This is a genomic window from Pseudomonas sp. PKS (assembly GCF_051913525.1).
Taxonomy (GTDB): domain Bacteria; phylum Pseudomonadota; class Gammaproteobacteria; order Pseudomonadales; family Pseudomonadaceae; genus Aquipseudomonas; species Aquipseudomonas guariconensis_D.
In genome coordinates, this window is record NZ_JBEGDO010000006.1 from 211,437 (window position 1) to 231,828 (window position 20,392).

Genomic DNA, 20,392 nt, shown 5'->3' on the forward strand with positions numbered 1-20,392 from the left:
TGTGCCGGGGGCCTTCTTCTGCAAGGAGACAACCATGCCTCGCTTCGCTGCCAACCTGTCCATGCTGTTCACCGAGCAGGACTTCCTGGCCCGCTTCAAGGCCGCCGCCGACGCTGGCTTCAGCGGTGTCGAATACCTCTTCCCGTACGATTTCAGCGCCGCCGAGATCAAGCAGCAACTCGACGCCCACGGCCTGACCCAGGTGCTGTTCAACCTGCCGGCCGGCGACTGGGGCAAAGGCGAGCGCGGCATCGCGTGCAACCCTGAGCGCGTCGAAGAATTCCGCGCCGGTGTCGACAAGGCCATCGAATACGCCAAGGTACTGGGCAACACCCAGGTCAACTGCCTGGCCGGCATCCGCCCGCAAGGCCCGGACTGCGCCACCGTCCGCAAGACCTTCGTCGACAACCTCAAGTACGCCGCCGACAAGCTCAAGGCTGCAGGTATCCGCCTGGTCATGGAAATGATCAACACCCGTGACATTCCGGGCTTCTACCTGAACACCACCAAGCAGGCCCTGGAAATCCAGGCCGAAGTCGGCAGTGACAACCTGTTCCTGCAGTACGACATCTACCACATGCAGATCATGGAAGGTGACCTGGCTCGCACCATGGAAACCAACCTGAAGCTGATCAACCACATCCAGCTGGCCGACAACCCCGGCCGCAACGAACCAGGCACCGGCGAGATCAACTATCGCTTCCTGTTCGAGCACCTGGACCGCATCGGTTACCAGGGCTGGGTGGGCGCGGAATACAAGCCGCTGACCACCACCGAGGCAGGCCTGGGCTGGTTGAAGACGCACAACGCAATCTAAAAGCTGAGTACAGCCCCTGTGGGACACCAGACATTGTGGGAGCGGGTTCACCCGCGAACACCGGCAAAGCCGGTGCCATCCACAAAACTGTCTGCTTCGCGGGTAAACCCGCTCCCACAGTGACCGCGGCTCACTTGAGATTCCTACAAATACAAAGAGGCACATTCTCATGGCTAAAATCGGTTTCATCGGCACCGGCATCATGGGCAACCCAATGGCCCAGAACCTGCAAAAGGCGGGTCACAGCCTGTTCGTTTCCATCCACCACGACGCCGCCCCTGCCAACCTGGTCGCTGCAGGCGCCGTCGCCCTGGCCAACCCGAAGGAAGTGGCCCAGGAAGCCGAATTCATCATCGTCATGGTCCCGGACACCCCGCAGGTCGAATCCGTCCTGTTCGGTGAGAACGGCGTTGCCGAAGGCGCAGGCCCGAACAAAGTCGTGATCGACATGAGCTCGATCTCCCCCACTGCCACCAAAGTCTTCGCCGAGAAGATCAAGGCCACCGGCGCTGCCTACCTGGATGCCCCGGTCTCCGGCGGTGAAGTCGGCGCCAAAGCCGGCACCCTGAGCATCATGGTCGGCGGCTGCCCGAAAGCCTTCGAACGCGCTCTGCCGCTGTTCGAAGCCATGGGCAAGAACATCACCCGCGTCGGCGGCAACGGCGACGGCCAGACCGCCAAGGTCGCCAACCAGATCATCGTCGCCCTGAACATCCAGGCCGTTGGCGAAGCCCTGCTGTTCGCCGCCAAGAACGGCGCGGACCCAGCCAAGGTTCGTGAGGCGCTGATGGGTGGCTTCGCTTCCTCGAAGATCCTGGAAGTGCACGCCGAGCGCATGATCAAGGGCACCTTCGATCCAGGCTTCCGCATCAACCTGCACCAGAAGGACCTGAACCTGGCCCTGCAAGGCGCCAAGGAGCTGGGCATCAACCTGCCCAACACCTCCAACGCCCAGCAAGTGTTCAGCACCTGCGTCGCCCTGGGCGGCGGCAACTGGGACCACTCGGCGCTGATCAAAGGCCTGGAGCACATGGCCAACTTCTCGATCCGCGACGAGAAATAAGCTTCAAGCTGTAAGCCTCAAGTGGCGAGCAAACGCAAATCTGCATTTCGCTCGCGGCTTGTAGCTTGAAGCTTGCAGCTCTGGGGACCGCCCCTGGTTCGGCCTGCACGGAGGCAGTTCCAGGGGCGTTTTCGATTCTGCAGAACAATAAGATTTTGGGAGCCTGCCATGTCGGTCGATCCACAAAGAATTCTCCGCGAGCTGTTCGACACAGCCATCGCCGCCGCTCACCCCCGCCAGGTTCTTGAACCCCACCTGCCCGCCGACCGCAGCGGCCGCGTCATCGTCATCGGTGCCGGCAAGGCGGCCGCGGCCATGGCCGAAGTGGTCGAGAAGAGCTGGAAGGGCGAGGTGTCCGGCCTGGTCGTGACCCGCTACGGGCACGGCGCCAACTGCCAGAAGATCGAGGTGGTCGAAGCCGCCCACCCGGTTCCCGATGCCGCTGGCCTGGCCGTGGCCAAGCGCGTGCTCGAACTGGTCAGCAACCTCACTGAAGACGACCGGGTGATCTTCCTGCTCTCCGGCGGTGGCTCGGCCCTGCTGGCCCTGCCTGCCGAAGGCCTGACCTTGGCCGACAAGCAGCAGATCAACAAAGCCCTGCTCAAGTCCGGCGCCACCATCGGCGAGATGAACTGCGTGCGCAAGCACCTCTCGGCCATCAAGGGCGGCCGCCTGGCCAAGGCGTGCTGGCCTGCCACCGTCTACACCTACGCGATCTCCGACGTACCGGGCGACCTGGCCACGGTCATCGCCTCCGGCCCCACCGTGGCCGATCCAAGCACCTCGGCCGACGCCCTGGCCATCCTCAAGCGCTACAACATCGAAGCGCCCCAGGCAGTCATCGACTGGCTCAACAATCCTGCGTCGGAAACCGTCAAGGCCGATGACCCGGCGTTGGCACGCAGCCACTTCAAGCTGATCGCCAAACCTCAGCAGTCCCTGGAGGCGGCAGCGGTCAAAGCACGCCAGGCAGGCTTCAGCCCGCTGATCCTGGGCGATCTTGAAGGCGAATCGCGCGAAGTGGCCAAGGTCCATGCCGGCATCGCCCGTCAGATCGTGCTGCACGGCCAGCCACTGAAGGCGCCCTGCATCATCCTCTCCGGCGGCGAGACCACCGTCACCGTGCGCGGCAATGGCCGCGGCGGGCGCAACGCCGAGTTCCTGCTGAGCCTCACCGAGAATCTCAAGGGCCTGGCAGGCGTGTACGCCCTGGCCGGTGACACCGACGGCATCGACGGCTCCGAAGAAAATGCCGGCGCCATTATGACCCCGGACAGCTACGCCAACGCCCAGGCCCTGGGCCTGTCGGCGTCCGATGAGCTGGACAACAACAATGGCTATGGCTACTTCGCCGCACTGGATGCGCTGATCGTCACCGAGCCGACCCGCACCAACGTCAACGACTTCCGTGCCATCCTGATCCTCGAGACCCAGCCATCATGACGCCTGATAAGAAAGTCAAAATCCTCGCGACCCTCGGCCCTGCGATCAAAGGCATCGAGGACATCCGCCAGCTGGTCGAGGCCGGGGTGAACATCTTCCGCCTGAACTTCAGCCACGGCGAGCACGCCGACCATGCGCTGCGCTATCAGTGGATCCGCGAAGTCGAGCAGCAGCTGAACTACCCGCTGGGCATCCTGATGGACCTGCAGGGGCCGAAACTGCGCGTCGGCCGTTTCGCCGACGGCAAGATCCAGCTGCAACGCGGCCAGGCCCTGCGCCTGGATCTGGACACAACCCCAGGCGACAACCGCCGGGTCAACCTGCCCCATCCGGAAATCATCGCCGCGCTGGAGCCAGGCATGGACCTGCTGCTCGACGACGGCAAGCTGCGCCTGCGGGTGACCGCCAAACACAGCGATGCCATCGACACCGAAGTGGTCGCCGGCGGTGAGCTGTCCGACCGCAAGGGCGTCAACGTACCCCAGGCCGTGCTCGACCTCAGCCCGCTGACCGAAAAAGACCGCCGCGACCTGGCCTTCGGCCTGGACCTGGGCGTGGACTGGGTCGCCCTGTCGTTCGTCCAGCGTCCCGAGGACATCATCGAGGCCCGCCAATTGATCGGCGATCGCGCCTACCTGATGGCCAAGATCGAGAAGCCGTCGGCAGTGGAGCAACTGCAAGCGATCGCCGAGCTGTCCGACGCGATCATGGTCGCCCGTGGCGACTTGGGCGTGGAAGTACCCGCCGAGAGCGTGCCGCAGATCCAGAAGCGCATCATCAACACCTGCCGCCAGCTCGGCCGTCCGGTGGTGGTGGCCACGCAGATGCTCGAGTCCATGCGTTTCTCCCCTGCCCCGACCCGCGCCGAGGTCACCGACGTGGCCAATGCCGTGGCCGAAGGCACCGACGCGGTCATGCTGTCGGCCGAAACGGCCTCGGGTGAGTACCCGCTGGAAGCCGTGCAGATGATGAGCAAGATCATCCGCCAGGTAGAGAACGGCCCGGACTACCAGGCCCAGCTCGACGTTGGCCGGCCCAAGGCCGAAGCCACGGTGTCGGATGCCATCAGCTGCGCGATCCGTCGCATCAGCGGCATCCTGCCGGTGGCCGTGCTGGTCAATTACAGCGAGTCGGGTTCGTCGACCCTGCGCGCGGCGCGCGAGCGTCCGCGTGCACCGATCCTCAACCTGACGCCTAACCTGGCCACCGCCCGTCGTCTGAGCGTGACCTGGGGCGTGCATTCGGTGGTCAATGACCGACTGCGTCAGGTCGACGAGATCTGCTCCACGGCCCTGGAGATCGCCCAGGCCCAAGGCATGGCCAGCCGTGGCGACACGCTGCTGATCACCGCCGGTGTGCCTTTCGGCAAGCCAGGGACGACTAATACCCTGCGAATCGAGACCTTGGCCTGATTCACCCTGGGGCGCCTGCGCCCCTGATCGCGGTCCTCGCCAGCGCCCTGCGGATGTGCATTCCCGTGGGGGCTGGCGAAGCCTGCGATAGAGGGCCCAGCCCTCCCCATGAACAACAACCGGCGGAAAACCCGAGGCCCAGAAGAGGCCCACCGCTTCCCTTCCCACCTTCCTGACTGCCCCATGTACACCAAGAATTTCGTCAACCCGTGCCCCGACTGGGCCACGGCTTTGCTCAACGGCTTCAGCCAGGTCCTGCTGCTGCGCAATCCTTTTTGCGGCCTGTGCTGCCTGCTGGCCCTTCTGCTGACCGCCCCGAACCTGGTCGGCGGTGCCCTGCTCGGTGCCCTGGCCGGGCTGCTCACCGCTCAGCGCCGCGGTTATGAACGCGCTGACCGCCAGGCCGGGTTGTACAGCTACAACGGTGTGCTGATCGGGATACTGATCGCCGCCCTGCTGCCCTGGTCGGCCATCGTGCCGCCACTGATCATCGCCGCCGGTGGTCTTTCCAGCATCCTCACACACCAGTGGCGCAAGCGCGGCGGCAAACTGCTCGTCGCCTATACCGCGCCCTTCGTGCTGCTGGGCTGGGGCACATTGCTGATGACAGAACCGATGCCCGCACTGTTCACCGAAGCCAACCCGCTATACGCCCTGCTGCGTGGCGTGGGCCAGATCTTCCTGCTGGACAACCCGTTGGCCGGCCTGCTGATCGTCATCGGCATGCTCGTGGCCAACCCCTACGCCGCGCTTTGGGCCTTGCTGGGCTCAGCCATCGGCGGCGGTGTCGCGTTGCTGGCAGGCGAAGCCCAGGCGGCCTGGATGGGGCTGTACGGCTTCAACGCTGCGCTCGCCGCGCTGGCCTTCAGCCGTCAGGGCGAGCGCTTCTGGGTGACCTTGCTGGCCATTGCCCTGGCTTTGCTGTTGCAACCCTTGTTCAACCGAATGCCGATCGCCGGCCTGACCGCACCCTTCGTCACCGCTTGCTGGTTGATGCATGTGGGCAGTCATCTGCTGCAACTGAGCCAACGCCGCAACGTCGATCGCTTGCACAGCTAAAACGCAGCCCCTAGGCTCTGCCCATCGCACAAGGGAACGAGCCCATGGAAAACCCTGCGAGCCTGCGCCAGCGGCTCTACGTCATCGTCTTCCAGACCGACACCGTCGCCGGCCGGCGCTTCGACAAGATCCTGCTCTTGATCATTCTCGCCAGCCTGGTGACGGTGATCCTCGACAGCATCGACGAGGTCCATCAGGGCTATGCCGGCGTGCTGGCCATGATCGAATGGGGCTTCACGGCGATCTTCCTGGTGGAGTACCTGGCCCGGCTGTACTGCTCGCCCAAGCCTCTGCGCTACGCCTTCAGCTTCTACGGGCTGGTCGATCTGCTGGCGATCGTGCCGGGGATCATCGCCCTGTACTACAGCGACGCCCAGTACCTGCTGATCGTGCGGGTCATCCGGATGCTGCGGATCTTCCGCGTGCTCAAGCTCAGCCCCTACCTCAAGCAGGCTCATTACCTGCTGGCGGCGCTGCAAGGCAGCAAGCAGAAGATCATCGTCTTTCTGGTGAGCGTCTCCACGCTGGTGACGGTGTTCGGCACACTGATGTATGTCGTCGAGGGCCCTGAGCACGGGTTCACCAGCATTCCCAAGGGCATCTACTGGGCCATCGTCACCCTCACCACGGTGGGCTTTGGCGACATCGTGCCCAAGACTCCTCTGGGCCAGGTACTGTCGTCGCTGGTGATGATCACCGGTTACTCGATCATCGCGGTGCCCACCGGCATTTTCACCGCCGAGCTGGCCAACGCCTTGCGCGGCGAACAGCTGCAACACGACTGCCCCACCTGCCGCAAGAACACCCACGAGCATGGCGCCGCATTCTGCTCACGCTGCGGCAATGCACTGTTCCCGAAAAACGAATAAGCAAAGAGCCATTTGGTCTTTAAGGCCTCAAGAACCAAAGGTTATAGTCGCTGGCAAATTGCCAAACATTTGAACCAGAACAAGGATAGCTTCGTGAAAAAGCTCTTCACCGCCTCGCTGCTCGCCGCAGGACTCGCCTTGGGCAACCTGGCCCAGGCCGCTCCGACCCTGCTGAACGTTTCCTATGACGTGATGCGCGACTTCTACAAGGACTACAACCAGGCGTTCCAGAAGCATTGGGAAGCCGAGCACAACGAGAAGGTCAACGTGCAGATGTCCTTCGGCGGCTCGAGCAAGCAGGCCCGGGCAGTGATCGATGGCCTGCCGGCCGATGTCATCACCATGAACATGGCCACCGACATCAACGCCTTGGCCGACAACGGCAAGCTGGTGCCGGAGAACTGGGTCTCGCGCCTGCCGAACAACAGCGCACCCTTCACCTCCGCCACCGTGTTCATCGTACGCAAGGGCAACCCGAAGGCCCTGAAGGATTGGCCCGACCTGCTCAAGGACGGCGTGCAGGTGATCGTGCCCAATCCCAAGACCTCGGGTAACGGCCGCTACACCTACCTCTCCGCCTGGGGCTATGTGCTCAAGCAGGGCGGCGACGAAGCCAAGGCCCGCGACTTCGTCGGCAAACTGTTCAAGCAGGCACCGGTGCTCGATACCGGTGGCCGCGCCGCTACCACCACCTTCATGACCAACCAGATCGGCGATGTGCTGGTGACGTTCGAGAACGAGGCCGAGATGATCGCCCGCGAGTTCGGCCGCGACCAGTTCGAAGTGATCTACCCGAGCGTGTCGGCCGAAGCCGAACCGCCGGTGAGCGTGGTCGACAAAGTCGTCGAGCGCAAGAAGTCCCGCGCCGTGGCCGAGGAGTACCTGAAGTACCTGTGGTCGCCGGCGGCCCAGGAGATCGCTGCGCAGAACTACCTGCGTCCGCGTGATGCCACTGTCCTGGCCAAATACACCGACCGCTTCCCGAAAGTCGACTTCCTGTCGGTGGAGAAGATCTTCGGTGACTGGCGCACCGTGCAGAAGACCCACTTCAACGACGGCGGCGTGTTCGACCAGATCTACACCAGCAAGTAAACGAGAAAGGGGGCTTCGAGCCCCCTTTTTCATGGTGTGGTGAATGTACGTAATTCTTTGCGGGCAGACCCGCTTCCACGGGGCGATTGTCTGCTCTGTGGAAGCAGGCTTACCCGCGAAGCGGCCAACGCGGCTTGCTGCATTCAGGCCTGCTGACGGAACACCAGCGCCTTCAGCCCACCTTCCGGATCCGCATCCGGAAACTCCGGCGGGTTGTCCAGCCGCTCGACGAATGCCAGCCCTGGCGCATGCTCGGCCATGCCCTCGATCAAAAAGCCCGGTCCGATCCCCGGGTCGTTGACACAGGCCAGCACCGTCCCCCCTGGCGTCAACAACTCGGGCAAACGGCGCAGGATCTTGGCGTAGTCCTGGGTCAGCACGAAACTGCCCTTCTGGAAGGTGGGCGGGTCGATGATGATCAGGTCATAAGGCCCGTACTTGCGCACCTTGCCCCAGGACTTGAACAACTCATGGCCCAGGTACGCGACGCGCGATGAATCATGATCATTGAGCCGGTGGTTCTCACGCCCACGGGATAACGCGGCCTTGGCCATGTCCAGGTTGACCACCTGCTGCGCACCGCCGGCGATCGCCGCCACCGAGAACCCACAGGTGTAGGCGAACAGGTTGAGCACCCGCTTGCCCGCGGCCTGCTCGCGCACCCAGCGACGGCCGTAGCGCATGTCCAGGAACAGCCCGTTGTTCTGGCGCACCCCCAGGTCGAGCAGGTACTTGAGCCCGTCTTCCACCACCTCGCGTTGCTGGCAAGGCTCGCCCTGCAGCCATTGGCCAGGGCTCTCGGGCAGGTAGCGGTGCTGGATGAGGATGGCCTGGCCGGTCCATTGCGGGCGCTCGGCGAGGCTGCGCAGCATCGCTTCCAGTTCTGCCAGCTGGCCCTCGGGCGGCTCACGGAACAGCGCCACCAGCAGCACGCCTTCCAACCAATCGACCGTGATCTGCTCGAGCCCCGGCCAGCAGCGACCACGACCATGGAACAGGCGGCGGGTCTCTTGCGGGGCGGGGTCGAGGGCGGCGAGCAGGTGCTGCTCGAGGGTAGGGATCGGCGAGGTCATGATCAGGTCGCAAGCAAAAAGAAGGCATTCTACCTAATAGCGCTCGCTTGGGCTTTTGGCGCTGCTGCGGGGCCCATCGCAAGCGTCGGTGGGAGCCGCCTTGTTTCGCCAGAAGGGCGCAAAGCGCGCCCAAAGGTTCAAGAGCCCTCGATCATTAGCCCTTCACCGCGACCCTGCCCGAGCGGAACCACCACCCCTGCTGCATCCCTGCTGCGGCCAGCAAGATCGCCGCCACACCCAGCCACTGCAACGGCGCCAGACGATGATCGAAGGCCACCCAGTCGACCAGGATCGCCGCGATCGGGTAGATGAACGACAACGCGCCGGTCAGGGCGGTAGGCAGGCGCTGGATAGCGCTGTACAGCAGCACGTACATCACTCCAGTGTGCACGACTCCCAGCGTCAGCAGGCTGGCCAGCGCCGGCGTCTCACCTGGCAGCCCCTCACCGCCGACCCACGGCGCCAGCAACAGGATGCCCGTGGTCACCTGAACCAGTGCGATCAGGTGCGGCGGCGTACCGTTCAGGCGCTTGATGATCAACGCAGCCACGGCATAGAGGAAGGCCGCGCCCAAGGCCAGGACGATGCCCAGCAGATAGTCGCCTGCCCCACCCTGGCCGTTGCCATGAGCGCTGACGATGGCCAGCATGCCGAGGAAGGCCAGGCTCAGCCAGGTCATCTTGGGCAGGGTGATCTTTTCACCCAGGAACACCGCTGCCAGCCCCACCAGCATGAACGGCTGCACGTTGTAGACCGCCGTACCAATGGCGATCGAAGCCCTGGAGTAGGAGGCGAACAGCAGCACCCAGTTGCCCACGATGGCCACGCCACTGGCCACCGCCAGCAGGAAGGTAGCGCGCGTCAACACACCGGGTTTGAGAAAGCCCATGGCAGCGCAGATCAGCAACAGGGTGACGGCGCCGAACACGCAGCGCCAGAACACCACTTCCAGCACCGGTTGCCCGGACACCAGCACGAACCAACCGATGGTCCCGGAAATCAGCATGGCGGCGACCATTTCCAGCGAGCCGCGGCGCAACGAATTGTCCATCTCACACCTCCTGTCGAACATGGCCACAGTATGCCCAGTGCCCTCGCGCGCCATCCAGCGGATAAAAAAGGCGATTTCACCACCTTGCCTTTACTATCAAGGCAGAAAACAAAAAACACCTAACGAGGTACCCATGACCGATGCCATCGACCAACTGCTGATCAATGCGCTGATGGAAGATTCCCGCCGCTCGCTCAAGGCCCTGGCCCAGGTCAGTGGCCTGTCGGCACCCAGTGTCAGCGAACGCCTGCGGCGCTTGGAGGAGCGTGGTGTGCTGCGCGGCTACACCGTCGAGGTGGATCCGCGCAGCTTCGGCTACCAGTTGCAAGCCATCGTGCGGATCCGCCCGCTGCCGGGTCAGTTGCAGGAGGTGGAGCGGCATATCATTGCCATTCCCGAGTTCACCGAGTGCGACAAGGTCACCGGTGAAGACTGTTTCATCGCGCGCCTGCACGTGCGGTCGATGGAGCAGCTCGACACACTGCTCGATCGCCTCAATGTGCTGGCGGAAACCAACACCGCAATCATCAAGAAAACCCCGGTAAAACGTCGGCTGCCGCCGATGGCTTGAATGGGCTCTATACGAAAAGCGTTATTGACATTTAGCGATCGATACTTTGTACACAAGAATGTCACTTAAGGTGTCATTTTTGTGTGCACTTTTGTCCATCATCGACTCACTCACCTACACACTTCCCACCATAAAAACTGACCAATTGATCAACTAACAGCGACACCAAAAAATAAAACCTGTTCAATTGGTCAACATATATTTCGCTTATTTCATCCACTTAACTTTCAACAGGTTAAGTTGCAAAAAGCCATACCCTCAAAGTTGCTTTTTGCCTGGCATGGAACTCGCTGTTGTGTGCTCATGTTTTGTATACAAACCAAACAAAACATACATACAAGAACTCGCAGCGCCTGCTTTCCACATCAGGCCGTTGCGCCCAGAACCCAGTGATGCCAACGCTGCACCGACGAGATGGCGAGCCCGTGCGCTGCCCGCTCATCGCAGTCCACGCGCATCAGGAGCCTGACGAATGAGTACCAGCCTCAACCTAGCCCCTGAACTATCCGTTGCCAGCACCGCCTCCCCTTCTCTTCCACTGAACGGCCATTCGCCGGAGCTTGAACTCAGCCCACGCCTGCATAACCGAGACCTCGCCCCCACCCGTATCGAGGGCCGCCGTTGGGGCCGCTACAGCATCTTCGCGCTGTGGACCAATGACGTGCACAACATCGCCAACTATTCCTTCGCCATGGGGCTGTTCGCCCTGGGCCTGGGCGGCTGGCAGATTCTTCTGTCCCTTGCGATCGGCGCAGCGCTGGTGTACTTCTTCATGAACTTATCCGGGTACATGGGACAGAAAACCGGCGTACCGTTCCCGGTGATCAGTCGCATCGCCTTCGGCATCCACGGCGCGCAGATACCGGCGCTGATCCGTGCGGTGATCGCCATCGCCTGGTTCGGTATCCAGACCTACCTGGCGTCCGTGGTGCTGCGGGTATTGCTCACCGCCGTGTGGCCGCAGCTGGCCGCCTACGACCACAACAGCCTTCTCGGCCTGTCGAGCCTGGGCTGGGTGTGCTTCGTGGCGATCTGGCTGGTGCAACTGGTGATCCTTGCCTACGGCATGGAGATGGTGCGCCGCTACGAGGCCTTCGCAGGCCCGGTGATCCTGTTGACCGTGGCGAGCCTGGCCGGCTGGATGTACTTCCAGGCCGATGCCCGCATCGCCTGGTCGGTGGCCGAACCGCTGACCGGTTATGAGATGTGGCGAAACATCTTTGCCGGCGGTGCGCTGTGGCTGGCCATCTACGGCACGCTGGTGCTGAACTTCTGCGACTTCGCTCGCTCCTCGCCATGCCGCAAGACCATCCGTGTGGGCAACTTCTGGGGCCTGCCGGTCAACATACTGGTGTTCGCCACCATCACCGCGGTGCTGTGCGGCGCACAGTTCCAGATCAACGGTCAGGTCATCGACAGCCCCACCCAGATTGTCGCCTCCATCCCCAGCACAGCCTTCCTGGTACTGGGCTGCCTGGCCTTCCTGATCGTCACCGTGGCGGTGAACATCATGGCCAACTTCGTCGCCCCGGCCTTCGTGCTCAGCAACCTGGCGCCACGCCATCTGAACTTCCGCCGCGCCGGTTTGATCAGCGCCACCCTGGCGGTGCTGATCCTGCCTTGGAACCTCTACAACAGCCCGCTGGTGATCGTGTATTTCCTGTCAGGGCTGGGCGCCCTGCTCGGCCCCCTGTATGGCGTGATCATGGCGGACTACTGGCTGCTGCGAAAGGGCCAGGTCAATGTGCCCGAGCTCTACAGCGAGAATCCCGCGGGGGCCTACTTCTACACCCGGGGCATCAACCTGCGCGCCGTCGCGGCCTTCCTGCCGGCAGCCTTGCTGGCCATCGTGCTGGCCTTGGTGCCCAACTTCCACAGCGTGGCGCCGTTCTCCTGGCTGATCGGTGCCGGCACCGCAGCCACCCTCTACCTGCTGGTCGCCCCGCGCAACCGCCAGTACCTCGACGTCAGCGGTGAAGCCATCGCCGTCGACCACAGCAGCCATTGATAGGGAAATCCCCATGCGCATTCTGATTGCCAACGTCAACACCACCACCGCCATCACCGACGCCATCGCCCAGCAAGCTCGCAGCGTGGCCTCTCCAGGCACCGAAATCGTCGGCCTCACGCCTTGGTTCGGCGCGGAGTCCGTGGAAGGCAACTTCGAGAGCTATCTCGCCGCTATCGCCGTGATGGACCGGGTGCTGAACTTCGATCAACCCTACGATGCGGTGATCCAGGCCGGCTATGGCGAGCATGGTCGCGAAGGCCTGCAGGAACTGCTCGACGTGCCGGTAGTGGACATCACCGACGCCGCCGCCAGCACCGCCATGTACCTGGGCCACAAATACTCGGTGGTCACCACGCTAGACCGCACCGTGCCGCTGATCGAGGACCGCCTCAAGCTCTCCGGGCTTTACGACCGCTGCGCCTCGGTCCGCGCCAGTGGTCTTGCCGTGCTGGACCTGGAAGCCGACCCGCAGCGTGCCGTGCAAGCGATCGTCGAACAGGCCGAACGCGCCGTGCGTGAAGACAAAGCCGAGGTGATCTGCCTGGGCTGCGGCGGCATGGCCGGGCTCGATGAACAGATCCGTCAACGTACGGGGGTACCGGTGGTGGATGGGGTCAGTGCAGCGGTGAGCATCGCCGAATCGCTGGTGAGGCTGGGCTTGAGCACCTCGAAAGTGCGCACTTATGCGACACCCCGAGCGAAGAAAGTCGTGGGTTGGCCGATGATGTTCGGACGTTAAGGCTGCGCTGTGGCGCCTTCGTCGCTTCCACACGTGCACCGTTGCAGGTGTGGAAGCGACCTTGTAGCCGTACCCGATCACCCGTGTCGGATTGCAACGGGACAGGCATCACGTCATCGCTGGAACGCAGAAGGCGCCCTGCCAGAGGTGCGAGCAATACCCGTCGCTGTTTACCGAGTGATTTCTCCTAACCTGCAACCTGGGTAAGACGCGGATGACTCAATCATCGCGCGTCAGTACTTCCAGCAACTCGATTTCGAACGTCAGGTCGGAGTGCGGCGGGATCGAACCCACGTTGCGCTCGCCATACCCCAGGTGCGCCGGCACCATCAGCTTGCGCTTGCCGCCAACACGCATGCCCATCAGGCCCTGGTCCCAGCCTTTGATGACGCGGCCGGTACCAATCACGCACTGGAACGGCTTGCCCCGCGACCAAGAGGAGTCGAACTCGCTGCCATCGGCCAGCCAGCCGGTGTACTGGGTAGTGATCAACGCGCCCTTGACCACGGCCTTGCCGTCGCCTTCCTGGATATCGATGATTTGCAGTTCGCTGCTCATGGCGGTTTCCTTGAAGCGGATTTCGGGGCCGCCCTTTTCTCAGGAATGTGCTGCTTTGGCAAGGCTTGATGCGTCTACTGCGCTAACCCAGTTGCTCGAACGCCTCCTGGCCGGTCAATTCCTTGGTCTAGTTGGCGAAGCAGTACCAGGCGGGCTTTTGCTCGACGAAAATCTGCAGATCGAAGGCCCAGGCTTCGTCGCCGTCCAGCAGGCCTACCGGGATGGCATAGAAATCGTTGGCTTTGAGGCGGTAATACAGATGTGTGCCGCACTGGCCGCAAAAGCCGCGCTGGGCCCAGTCGGAGGAGTCGTAGACGCTTGGCGCGCGCCCTTCGATCGTTGGAGGGTGGCTGCAATGTACGACCAGTAGGGGGCCGCCGGTCCACTTGCGGCACATGCTGCAGTGGCAGGCGCTGATGTGGGTGTTGTCGACGGTCACTTTCAGGTGGGTTTCGCCGCAGAGGCAGGTGCCTTGTTTTTCCAGGGACATGGTGAGGCTCCTTGCGTTTGGGACTGGGAAGTATAGGTGGTGATTCTATTTGGGCTTGGGCTTTCAGGTTGGGGGAATATCCGGGTTTGGTGGGGGCGCCACCGGCGCTTTTCGCCTTTACGGCGACCTACTTTTGCTCTTGGGCAAAAGTAGGCAAAAACCGCTGGCTCCCACATCCGGCCCGGCGCTTCGCACCGGGTCCCCTCGTTGCGGTGTCTTACGGGGCCTCGCGGCCTCCGGCTGGCTACGCCAACCTCCATCTCGCAACTTCGGCTACCGCCGAAGGGCGCTGCGCGCCTGCCCCTACAGACACCTCCACTCGGCCTTCTGAGGTCGCGATGGGTGGCGTCTGGACTATCGCGTAGCAACGGCAACGGCAACGGCAACGGCAACGGCAAACAAGTTAATTGTTTTGGTGTTTGTTCCGGACTATTCGGCGCCCCGATTTACCCGCGAATAGGCCTAAAAGCTCCCCCTTCAACCCACTCAGACAAAGATCACCCCACGCAGGTACAAAGCCCCCCGCCCACTGATGATCACCCGCCCATTCCCCGGCACTTCACATTCCAGTTGCCCCTTACGCGCCCCGCCCTGCTCGCATACCAACCGGCGCTTGCCCAGCCGCTCGGACCAGTAAGGCGCCAGCGACGTATGCGCCGAACCGGTCACCGGGTCTTCATTGACGCCAACCCGCGGGCCGAACCACCGGGTAACGAAATCAAACCCACGACCGGGCGCTGTCACCGCAATACCTCGTACGTCAAACGCCGAAAGCGCAACGAAATCCGGCGTCAGCGTCTCGAGCAGCGCGGTATCGTCGATCACCAGCACATAGTCATCAGTGCGATACAACTCTCGGGCACTGGTCAACCCTAGCGCCTTGAGCAACGCTTGAGGAATATCAACCGCCACCGGCTGCTTGGCCGGGAAGTCCATCGCCAGCAGCCCATCGGCACCACGACTGACGCGCAGTTCGCCGCTGCGGGTATTGAACCGCAGCACCTCGGCCTGCTCCCCCAACTGCTCGAAGAGCACCCAGGCAGCTGCCAAGGTCGCATGCCCACATAGGTTCACTTCCACAGTCGGGGTGAACCAACGCAGGTCGAATGCCTCGCCGTTACGCACGAAGTAAGCGGTTTCGGAAAGGTTGTTCTCCGCAGCGATACGCTTGAGCGTTTCGTCAGGCAGCCAGGTTTCCAGCGGGACGACCGCCGCTGGGTTGCCACCGAACGGCGTGGCGGAGAACGCATCGACCTGGAAGATTTCGAGTTGCATGCAAAGACTCCTAAAGCCCAGCACCTGGCTGGGCGGGTTCTGGAAAACGTTCAGGAACGCAAGGGCGCCAGTGAGTGCCGAACGGCACAGAATGTTTGCAAGCAGGGGGCAGGAAAGTGGCGATAGCCGCGCCACGCGTACGACAGGACAGTCGGGCTCATACATCCCCCAGCTCAACGGTGAGCTGGGATTATGCGTGGCAACCCACCAGTACAGTCAATGGAAAGATAGGGCCAAAACTGTACTGTAACGGTTAGATGAAACTACTGGGCGAAAGCACGTCCCAGGCCGCCTGGCACACCGCTGCTGTCGGTTTCCTGCCAGGGTCCATCGGGGCTGAGCGACCAGCTCCAGCCGTTGTTCCAGCGGTAGTAGGTGCGCTGGCGGTAGAAGGTGTTGGTCTTGTTCTCCAACACATAGACGCCCATGCGCGGATCCCAATGGCTGGCCCCGCCCGGTGGCGGGGCGAAGCTGGCAGAGGTGCGCGGCATTGCTTTGGGCGTGGCGGCGGGCTTGCTCGGCTGGGTGCCCGGTTGCCCCCCTGGCAACGGTTTGACCGCTGGCCCCTGGCGGGGATGAGGGGCCTCTATCGGCGGCAAGCGCTCCTGGCTCGGCGGCTGCACCGTACACGCCGAAAGACCCAGGGCCAGGGTGATCAGGGTCAAGCGCACAGTGCTGTTCATTTGAATCGCTCTCTTAAGGATCTGGACTGTCGATGGTCAGTTGTTGCGTGCCCTGGGTACGGGTAGGCAGCGGTGAGCTCTGCCCGATCCACTCGCCCCGGGTCGGCTGACCTGCACGCGAGACACGGGCAACGAGTTGGACTTGTGGGAAGTCCGACAGTTTCATCTGCGGCATCATCGCATCCGCGTCGGAAAGCTCCACTTCCACTGGCAACTGGGCAACCGTCACGCGCTTGGCGGCCAACGGCATGGGCGGGCCATTGCTGGCCCGGGCGAAGATGAACACCGTGTCGTCTGGCTTGACCTTGTCCTTGAGCGCGTCCGCCAGTGCCACCCGCACCTTCAGGCGTGCAGCCTCAGGCGCTGCAGCCGGGGTTCCCCCTGCCGCCTTGAGGCGTTCGGCGGCGCGGTCGATACCGCCCTGCAAGGCTGCGCGCGACGCGTCGCCTTCGGGCAGCTGGGCCAACAGACGCTGCCAGTAATCGATCGCCTCCTGATAGCGCTCGCCCTCGAACGCCGCGATGCCACGCAGTCCAAGGCTGGTGACTTCCTTGGGGTCTGCCTTGAGTGCTTCGTCGGTCAGGGCCTGTACCTGCGGGCTCCATTGCTTGTTGGCGGCAAAGTACAGGGCCTGCGCCCACTGCCCGAGCAGCTCGGGCTGTCGCCCTGCGAGCGTCACGGCACGCTCGAAGGTACGGGCCGCATCGGCGGGACGCTGCTCGGCCATGTAGGCGCGAGCGAGGTAGTACAGACCTTCGGCCGAGTCCGGCTGGGCTTGCACGGCGCGCTCCAGGCGCGCGGTCATTTCTTCCATCGATTGCGGCGCCTGGGCGAACTCCTGGGTCAGCTCGACCTTGTCCGCCGCGCCGAAATGCAAATAGAGGCCCAGCCCCAGAGCCGGCACCAGCACCGCCGCAAGCAGCGGCAAGGCCTTGCCCAGATGGCCCTGGCGTGGCGCCTCGGCACCCTCGGTGTCGGCCAACAGCTCACGGGCCGCCTCATCGCGGCCCTTGGCCAACTGCTCGTTGTCGAGTACACCGGCTTGCTGCTGGGCAGCCAATTCTGCCACACGCTCCTGGTACAAGGCGACGTTGAGGGCCGTACGGTCTTCCTCCTGCTGCCGACGACGGCCACGCAGGATCGGGATCAGCAGAAAAGCCAGGGCCGCGAGCAACAGCAGGCCCGCGCTAAGCCAGAATTCAGTCATGGGTCTGTTCTTTATCCAGCAGTTTGGCGAGACGCTCGCGTTCTTCGGCGGACAGCTGCGCGCAGGGGTTTGCCACAGGATTGCGGCGACGACGCACGATCAACGCCAGCACCACGAAACCACCGACCAGGAGAATCCCCGGGCCGAACCAGAGCAGCCAGGTACGCCCGGTGAGCGCTGGTTTGTAGCGCACGAAATCACCGTAGCGGTCGACCATGAAGTCGACGATCTGCTGGTTGCTCTTGCCTTCGCCGAGCATGCGGAAGATTTCTCGGCGAAGGTCGGCGGCAATCGGTGCATTGGAATCGGCGATATCCTGGTTCTGGCACTTGGGGCAGCGCAGTTCCTTGGTCAGCTGTTGGTAACGCTCACGTTCGGCGTCATCACGAAACTGATAAGTATCGATGGCAGCCTTGGCCACGCCCGTCAGGCTCAACCCCAGTACGGCAGCAGCAAGCCAGCGCTTCATGGCTGGGCCTCATCGACCAGCCCCTGGTACAGCGGCGCCAGTTGCTCGCGCCACACGGTGGCATCGACCACGCCCACATGCTTGTAGCGGATGATGCCCTTGGCATCGATCAGGAAGGTTTCCGGGGCGCCATACACGCCCAGGTCCAGACCGAGGCTGCCCTGCTCGTCACGGATGTTCAACTGGTAGGGGTTGTGGAAATCCGCCAGCCACTTCAGCGCGGCGGCATTGTCGTCCTTGTAGTTGACGCCGTGGATCACCACGCCCTGCTCGGCCAACTGGTTCAGGTACGGGTGCTCGACCTTGCACGAGGGGCACCAGGTCGCCCAGACGTTGACCAGCGCTGGGCGCCCCTGCAGGTCCGCGGGGGTCAGCGTACGATCGCCCTGCACCGAAGCCAGGGAGAACGCCGGGAAGGGCTTGCCGATCATCGCCGAAGGCAGTTCGTCGGGCTTGAGGAACAGCCCCTTGTAGAGAAAGACCGCCACCAGCAGGAACACCGCCAGTGGCAACACCATGATCCAACGCTTCATGCAGTCGCTCCAGACATGCCCAGGACATCACGCACCCGGGCCTTGACCTTGACGCGATAGCGTCGGTCGAGAGCCGCCAGGAATCCGCCCAGCGCGGTCAGCAGACCGCCCAGCCAGATCCAGCGGACATAAGGCTTGATATGCACCCGCACCGCCCAGGCCCCGTTGTCCAGGGGCTCGCCGAGGGCGACATACAAATCGCGGGTGAAACCGGCATCGATACCGGCCTCGGTCATCATCGATTGCTGCACCGTATACAGGCGCTTCTCCGGATGCAGCACGGTCACCTCGCGGCCATCACGGCTCACCCGGACAGTGCCCTTGTCGGAAATGAAGTTCGGCCCTTCGAAGTGCTTGGCCCCCTCGAACAGGAAGTGATAGCCACCCAGTTCCACGCTTTCGCCGGGGGCCATGCGCAGGTCGCGCTCCGCGCTGTTACTGCTTGCCAGCACCACGCCCAAGGCGCAAACCGCCAGGCCCAGGTGCGCCAGCTGCATGCCCCAGTAGCTGCGCGACAGGCCACGCAGCCCTTTGGCCAGGCCCTTGTGGCGGGTCTTGTCGAGAATGTCGCGAACACCGGCAAGCACCACCCAGGCGGCCAGGGCGAAGGCGCTCAGGGCAGGCCATTCGAAATCGTCGACGATCCAGCCCGCGACCGGTGCCAGGATGGCGCTGCCGATCAGCACCGGGGTCATCATGCCTACCAGCCACGTGCCGGGAGTGTCTTTCCAACGCACCACCACGCCGATGCCCAACACCACCATCAGCAATGCCATCAGCGGCAGGAACAAGGCATCGAAGTAAGGCGGGCCGACCGAGAGCTTGGCGCCGGTCAAGGCGTCAAGCACCAGAGGGTAGAGCGTACCGAGCAGAATCATCGAGGCGGCCACGACCAACACCAGGTTGTTGGCCAGCAGCAGGGTTTCCCGCGACCACAGGGCAAAGCCCACCTGGCTCTTGACCACAGGCGCTCGAAACGCGAACAGGGCCAGCGACCCACCTACCACGAAGAGCAGGAAGATAAGGATGAATACACCGCGCGAAGGGTCGGCGGCGAAGGCATGCACCGAGGTCAGCACCCCGGAGCGCACCAGGAAGGTACCCAGCAGGCTGAGCGAGAACGCGGCGATGGCCAACAGTACCGTCCAGCTCTTGAACACCCCGCGCTTTTCGGTGACGGCCAGCGAGTGGATCAGCGCCGTGCCCACCAACCATGGCATGAACGAAGCGTTTTCCACCGGATCCCAGAACCACCAGCCGCCCCAGCCCAACTCGTAGTAGGCCCACCAGGAGCCCAGGGTGATCCCCACGCCCAGGAAGGCCCAGGCGACGATGGTCCAAGGCCGCGACCAGCGCGCCCAGGCCGCGTCCAGGCGGCCGCCGAGCAGTGCGGCGATGGCGAAGGCGAAGGCCACCGAGAAGCCTACGTAGCCCATGTACAGCATCGGCGGGTGAACAATCAGGCCGAAGTCCTGCAACAACGGGTTGAGGTCGCGTCCGTCCGTGGGCACCTGCGGCAGCAAGCGCTCGAATGGGTTGGAGGTGACGATCAGGAACGACAGAAAGCCCACGCTGATCATGCCCATCACCGCGAGCACCCGGGCCAGCATCACTTGCGGCAACTGGCGCGAGAACACCGAAACGGCGAAGGTCCAGCCGCCAAGGATCAAGGCCCAGAGCAACAGCGAACCTTCGTGGGCGCCCCACACTGCACTGAACTTGTAGTACCAGGGCAAGGCACTGTTGGAGTTGCTGGCCACGTAGGCGACCGAGAAGTTGTCGGTCATGAAGGCGTGGGTCAGGCAGGCAAAGGCGAAGGCCAGGAAGGCGAACTGCCCCCAGGCCGCAGGCCGCGCCAGGCTCATCCACAGACTGTCGCCGCGCCAGGCGCCAAGCAGCGGTACGCTGGCCTGAACCCCTGCGAAGCAGATCGCCAGGATCATCGACAATTGCCCCAGCTCCGGGATCACCAATGCC

Annotated in this window: 20 protein-coding genes; 10 read left to right on the forward strand and 10 right to left on the reverse strand. The window is 63.2% G+C overall.

All coding sequences use genetic code 11. The features are described 5' to 3' along the window. Window positions 1–34: 34 nt before the first annotated feature. From hyi to ABOA88_RS09120, 7 genes are all read left to right on the forward strand, one after another. Entirely contained in the window at window positions 35–817 is a 783-nt protein-coding gene (gene hyi / locus ABOA88_RS09090) for a hydroxypyruvate isomerase (RefSeq protein ID WP_196169014.1), read from the forward strand. A gap of 169 nt (window positions 818–986) precedes the next feature. Further along, window positions 987–1,880, forward strand: a complete 894-nt coding sequence (locus ABOA88_RS09095; protein WP_367851268.1) for a 2-hydroxy-3-oxopropionate reductase — start codon at window positions 987–989, stop codon at window positions 1,878–1,880. A gap of 168 nt (window positions 1,881–2,048) precedes the next feature. Continuing rightward, window positions 2,049–3,323, forward strand: a complete 1,275-nt coding sequence (locus ABOA88_RS09100; protein WP_196169013.1) for a glycerate kinase type-2 family protein — start codon at window positions 2,049–2,051, stop codon at window positions 3,321–3,323. Then, on the forward strand, window positions 3,320–4,735 hold the full coding sequence (gene pyk, locus ABOA88_RS09105; protein ID WP_196169012.1) for a pyruvate kinase: 1,416 nt from the start codon (window positions 3,320–3,322) through the stop codon (window positions 4,733–4,735). The genes ABOA88_RS09100 and pyk overlap by 4 nt, the downstream gene beginning before the upstream one ends. Window positions 4,736–4,918: 183 nt before the next feature. Continuing rightward, the gene (locus ABOA88_RS09110) at window positions 4,919–5,794 is read left to right on the forward strand and encodes an urea transporter (RefSeq protein WP_367851267.1); all 876 of its coding nucleotides are present in this window, start codon (window positions 4,919–4,921) and stop codon (window positions 5,792–5,794) included. 44 nt (window positions 5,795–5,838) lie between these two features. Continuing rightward, window positions 5,839–6,663, forward strand: coding sequence for an ion transporter (locus ABOA88_RS09115; protein ID WP_196169010.1), 825 nt, complete (start codon window positions 5,839–5,841; stop codon window positions 6,661–6,663). 93 nt (window positions 6,664–6,756) lie between these two features. Beyond that, window positions 6,757–7,755 (forward strand): sulfate ABC transporter substrate-binding protein, encoded by a 999-nt coding sequence (locus ABOA88_RS09120; protein WP_367851266.1) that lies wholly within the window; start codon window positions 6,757–6,759, stop codon window positions 7,753–7,755. 143 nt (window positions 7,756–7,898) lie between these two features. On the opposite strand, the gene ABOA88_RS09125 is transcribed toward ABOA88_RS09120, so the two are convergent. Together ABOA88_RS09125 and ABOA88_RS09130 are read right to left on the reverse strand one after the other, a co-directional pair. Beyond that, window positions 7,899–8,828 (reverse strand): class I SAM-dependent methyltransferase, encoded by a 930-nt coding sequence (locus ABOA88_RS09125; protein ID WP_367851265.1) that lies wholly within the window; start codon window positions 8,826–8,828, stop codon window positions 7,899–7,901. A gap of 154 nt (window positions 8,829–8,982) precedes the next feature. Then, window positions 8,983–9,879 (reverse strand): DMT family transporter, encoded by an 897-nt coding sequence (locus ABOA88_RS09130; protein ID WP_196169007.1) that lies wholly within the window; start codon window positions 9,877–9,879, stop codon window positions 8,983–8,985. 133 nt (window positions 9,880–10,012) lie between these two features. Here ABOA88_RS09130 and ABOA88_RS09135 point away from each other — a divergent pair, with 133 nt between their 5' ends. The 3 genes from ABOA88_RS09135 (at window position 10,013) to ABOA88_RS09145 (ending at window position 13,200) form a co-directional block, all read left to right on the forward strand. After that, a complete protein-coding gene (locus ABOA88_RS09135) occupies window positions 10,013–10,450 on the forward strand; it encodes an Lrp/AsnC family transcriptional regulator (RefSeq protein ID WP_367851264.1) in 438 nt (145 codons plus the stop codon). A gap of 472 nt (window positions 10,451–10,922) precedes the next feature. Then, window positions 10,923–12,458, forward strand: coding sequence for an NCS1 family nucleobase:cation symporter-1 (locus ABOA88_RS09140; RefSeq protein WP_367851263.1), 1,536 nt, complete (start codon window positions 10,923–10,925; stop codon window positions 12,456–12,458). 13 nt (window positions 12,459–12,471) lie between these two features. Next, window positions 12,472–13,200, forward strand: coding sequence for an aspartate/glutamate racemase family protein (locus ABOA88_RS09145; protein WP_367851262.1), 729 nt, complete (start codon window positions 12,472–12,474; stop codon window positions 13,198–13,200). A gap of 219 nt (window positions 13,201–13,419) precedes the next feature. Here the strand turns inward: ABOA88_RS09145 and ABOA88_RS09150 are convergent, their stop codons facing one another. From ABOA88_RS09150 to ABOA88_RS09185, 8 genes are all read right to left on the reverse strand, one after another. Beyond that, a complete protein-coding gene (locus ABOA88_RS09150) occupies window positions 13,420–13,758 on the reverse strand; it encodes an FKBP-type peptidyl-prolyl cis-trans isomerase (protein ID WP_070092164.1) in 339 nt (112 codons plus the stop codon). Between the two features lie 127 nt (window positions 13,759–13,885). After that, a complete protein-coding gene (locus ABOA88_RS09155) occupies window positions 13,886–14,248 on the reverse strand; it encodes a GFA family protein (protein ID WP_367851261.1) in 363 nt (120 codons plus the stop codon). A 486-nt stretch (window positions 14,249–14,734) separates the two neighbouring features. Then, on the reverse strand, window positions 14,735–15,523 hold the full coding sequence (locus ABOA88_RS09160) for a PhzF family phenazine biosynthesis protein (protein ID WP_367851260.1): 789 nt from the start codon (window positions 15,521–15,523) through the stop codon (window positions 14,735–14,737). 263 nt (window positions 15,524–15,786) lie between these two features. Beyond that, window positions 15,787–16,206: a hypothetical protein gene (locus ABOA88_RS09165; protein WP_043212847.1), complete on the reverse strand. Its 420-nt coding sequence runs from the start codon at window positions 16,204–16,206 to the stop codon at window positions 15,787–15,789. Between the two features lie 13 nt (window positions 16,207–16,219). After that, window positions 16,220–17,413 (reverse strand): c-type cytochrome biogenesis protein CcmI, encoded by a 1,194-nt coding sequence (ccmI, locus tag ABOA88_RS09170; protein ID WP_196169003.1) that lies wholly within the window; start codon window positions 17,411–17,413, stop codon window positions 16,220–16,222. Next, entirely contained in the window at window positions 17,406–17,882 is a 477-nt protein-coding gene (locus ABOA88_RS09175) for a cytochrome c-type biogenesis protein (RefSeq protein ID WP_367851259.1), read from the reverse strand. Before ABOA88_RS09175 ends, ccmI begins: the two co-directional genes overlap by 8 nt. Continuing rightward, on the reverse strand, window positions 17,879–18,415 hold the full coding sequence (locus tag ABOA88_RS09180; protein WP_043212840.1) for a DsbE family thiol:disulfide interchange protein: 537 nt from the start codon (window positions 18,413–18,415) through the stop codon (window positions 17,879–17,881). The genes ABOA88_RS09175 and ABOA88_RS09180 overlap by 4 nt, the downstream gene beginning before the upstream one ends. Beyond that, complete coding sequence (locus tag ABOA88_RS09185; protein WP_367851322.1) at window positions 18,412–20,385, reverse strand: heme lyase CcmF/NrfE family subunit; 1,974 nt, start codon at window positions 20,383–20,385, stop codon at window positions 18,412–18,414. Before ABOA88_RS09185 ends, ABOA88_RS09180 begins: the two co-directional genes overlap by 4 nt. Between the last annotated feature and the right edge of the window lie 7 nt (window positions 20,386–20,392).

Bases quoted from the DNA above. Each gene is read 5' to 3' on its own strand.
- hyi (WP_196169014.1), top strand. From the start codon at position 35: ATGCCTCGCTTCGCTGCCAACCTGTCCATGCTGTTCACCGAGCAGGAC.
- ABOA88_RS09095 (WP_367851268.1), top strand. From the start codon at position 987: ATGGCTAAAATCGGTTTCATCGGCACCGGCATCATGGGCAACCCAATG.
- ABOA88_RS09100 (WP_196169013.1), top strand. From the start codon at position 2,049: ATGTCGGTCGATCCACAAAGAATTCTCCGCGAGCTGTTCGACACAGCC.
- pyk (WP_196169012.1), top strand. From the start codon at position 3,320: ATGACGCCTGATAAGAAAGTCAAAATCCTCGCGACCCTCGGCCCTGCG.
- ABOA88_RS09110 (WP_367851267.1), top strand. From the start codon at position 4,919: ATGTACACCAAGAATTTCGTCAACCCGTGCCCCGACTGGGCCACGGCT.
- ABOA88_RS09115 (WP_196169010.1), top strand. From the start codon at position 5,839: ATGGAAAACCCTGCGAGCCTGCGCCAGCGGCTCTACGTCATCGTCTTC.
- ABOA88_RS09125 (WP_367851265.1), bottom strand. From the start codon at position 8,828: ATGACCTCGCCGATCCCTACCCTCGAGCAGCACCTGCTCGCCGCCCTC.
- ABOA88_RS09130 (WP_196169007.1), bottom strand. From the start codon at position 9,879: ATGGACAATTCGTTGCGCCGCGGCTCGCTGGAAATGGTCGCCGCCATG.
- ABOA88_RS09135 (WP_367851264.1), top strand. From the start codon at position 10,013: ATGACCGATGCCATCGACCAACTGCTGATCAATGCGCTGATGGAAGAT.
- ABOA88_RS09140 (WP_367851263.1), top strand. From the start codon at position 10,923: ATGAGTACCAGCCTCAACCTAGCCCCTGAACTATCCGTTGCCAGCACC.
- ABOA88_RS09145 (WP_367851262.1), top strand. From the start codon at position 12,472: ATGCGCATTCTGATTGCCAACGTCAACACCACCACCGCCATCACCGAC.
- ABOA88_RS09150 (WP_070092164.1), bottom strand. From the start codon at position 13,758: ATGAGCAGCGAACTGCAAATCATCGATATCCAGGAAGGCGACGGCAAG.
- ABOA88_RS09155 (WP_367851261.1), bottom strand. From the start codon at position 14,248: ATGTCCCTGGAAAAACAAGGCACCTGCCTCTGCGGCGAAACCCACCTG.
- ABOA88_RS09160 (WP_367851260.1), bottom strand. From the start codon at position 15,523: ATGCAACTCGAAATCTTCCAGGTCGATGCGTTCTCCGCCACGCCGTTC.
- ABOA88_RS09165 (WP_043212847.1), bottom strand. From the start codon at position 16,206: ATGAACAGCACTGTGCGCTTGACCCTGATCACCCTGGCCCTGGGTCTT.
- ccmI (WP_196169003.1), bottom strand. From the start codon at position 17,413: ATGACTGAATTCTGGCTTAGCGCGGGCCTGCTGTTGCTCGCGGCCCTG.
- ABOA88_RS09175 (WP_367851259.1), bottom strand. From the start codon at position 17,882: ATGAAGCGCTGGCTTGCTGCTGCCGTACTGGGGTTGAGCCTGACGGGC.
- ABOA88_RS09180 (WP_043212840.1), bottom strand. From the start codon at position 18,415: ATGAAGCGTTGGATCATGGTGTTGCCACTGGCGGTGTTCCTGCTGGTG.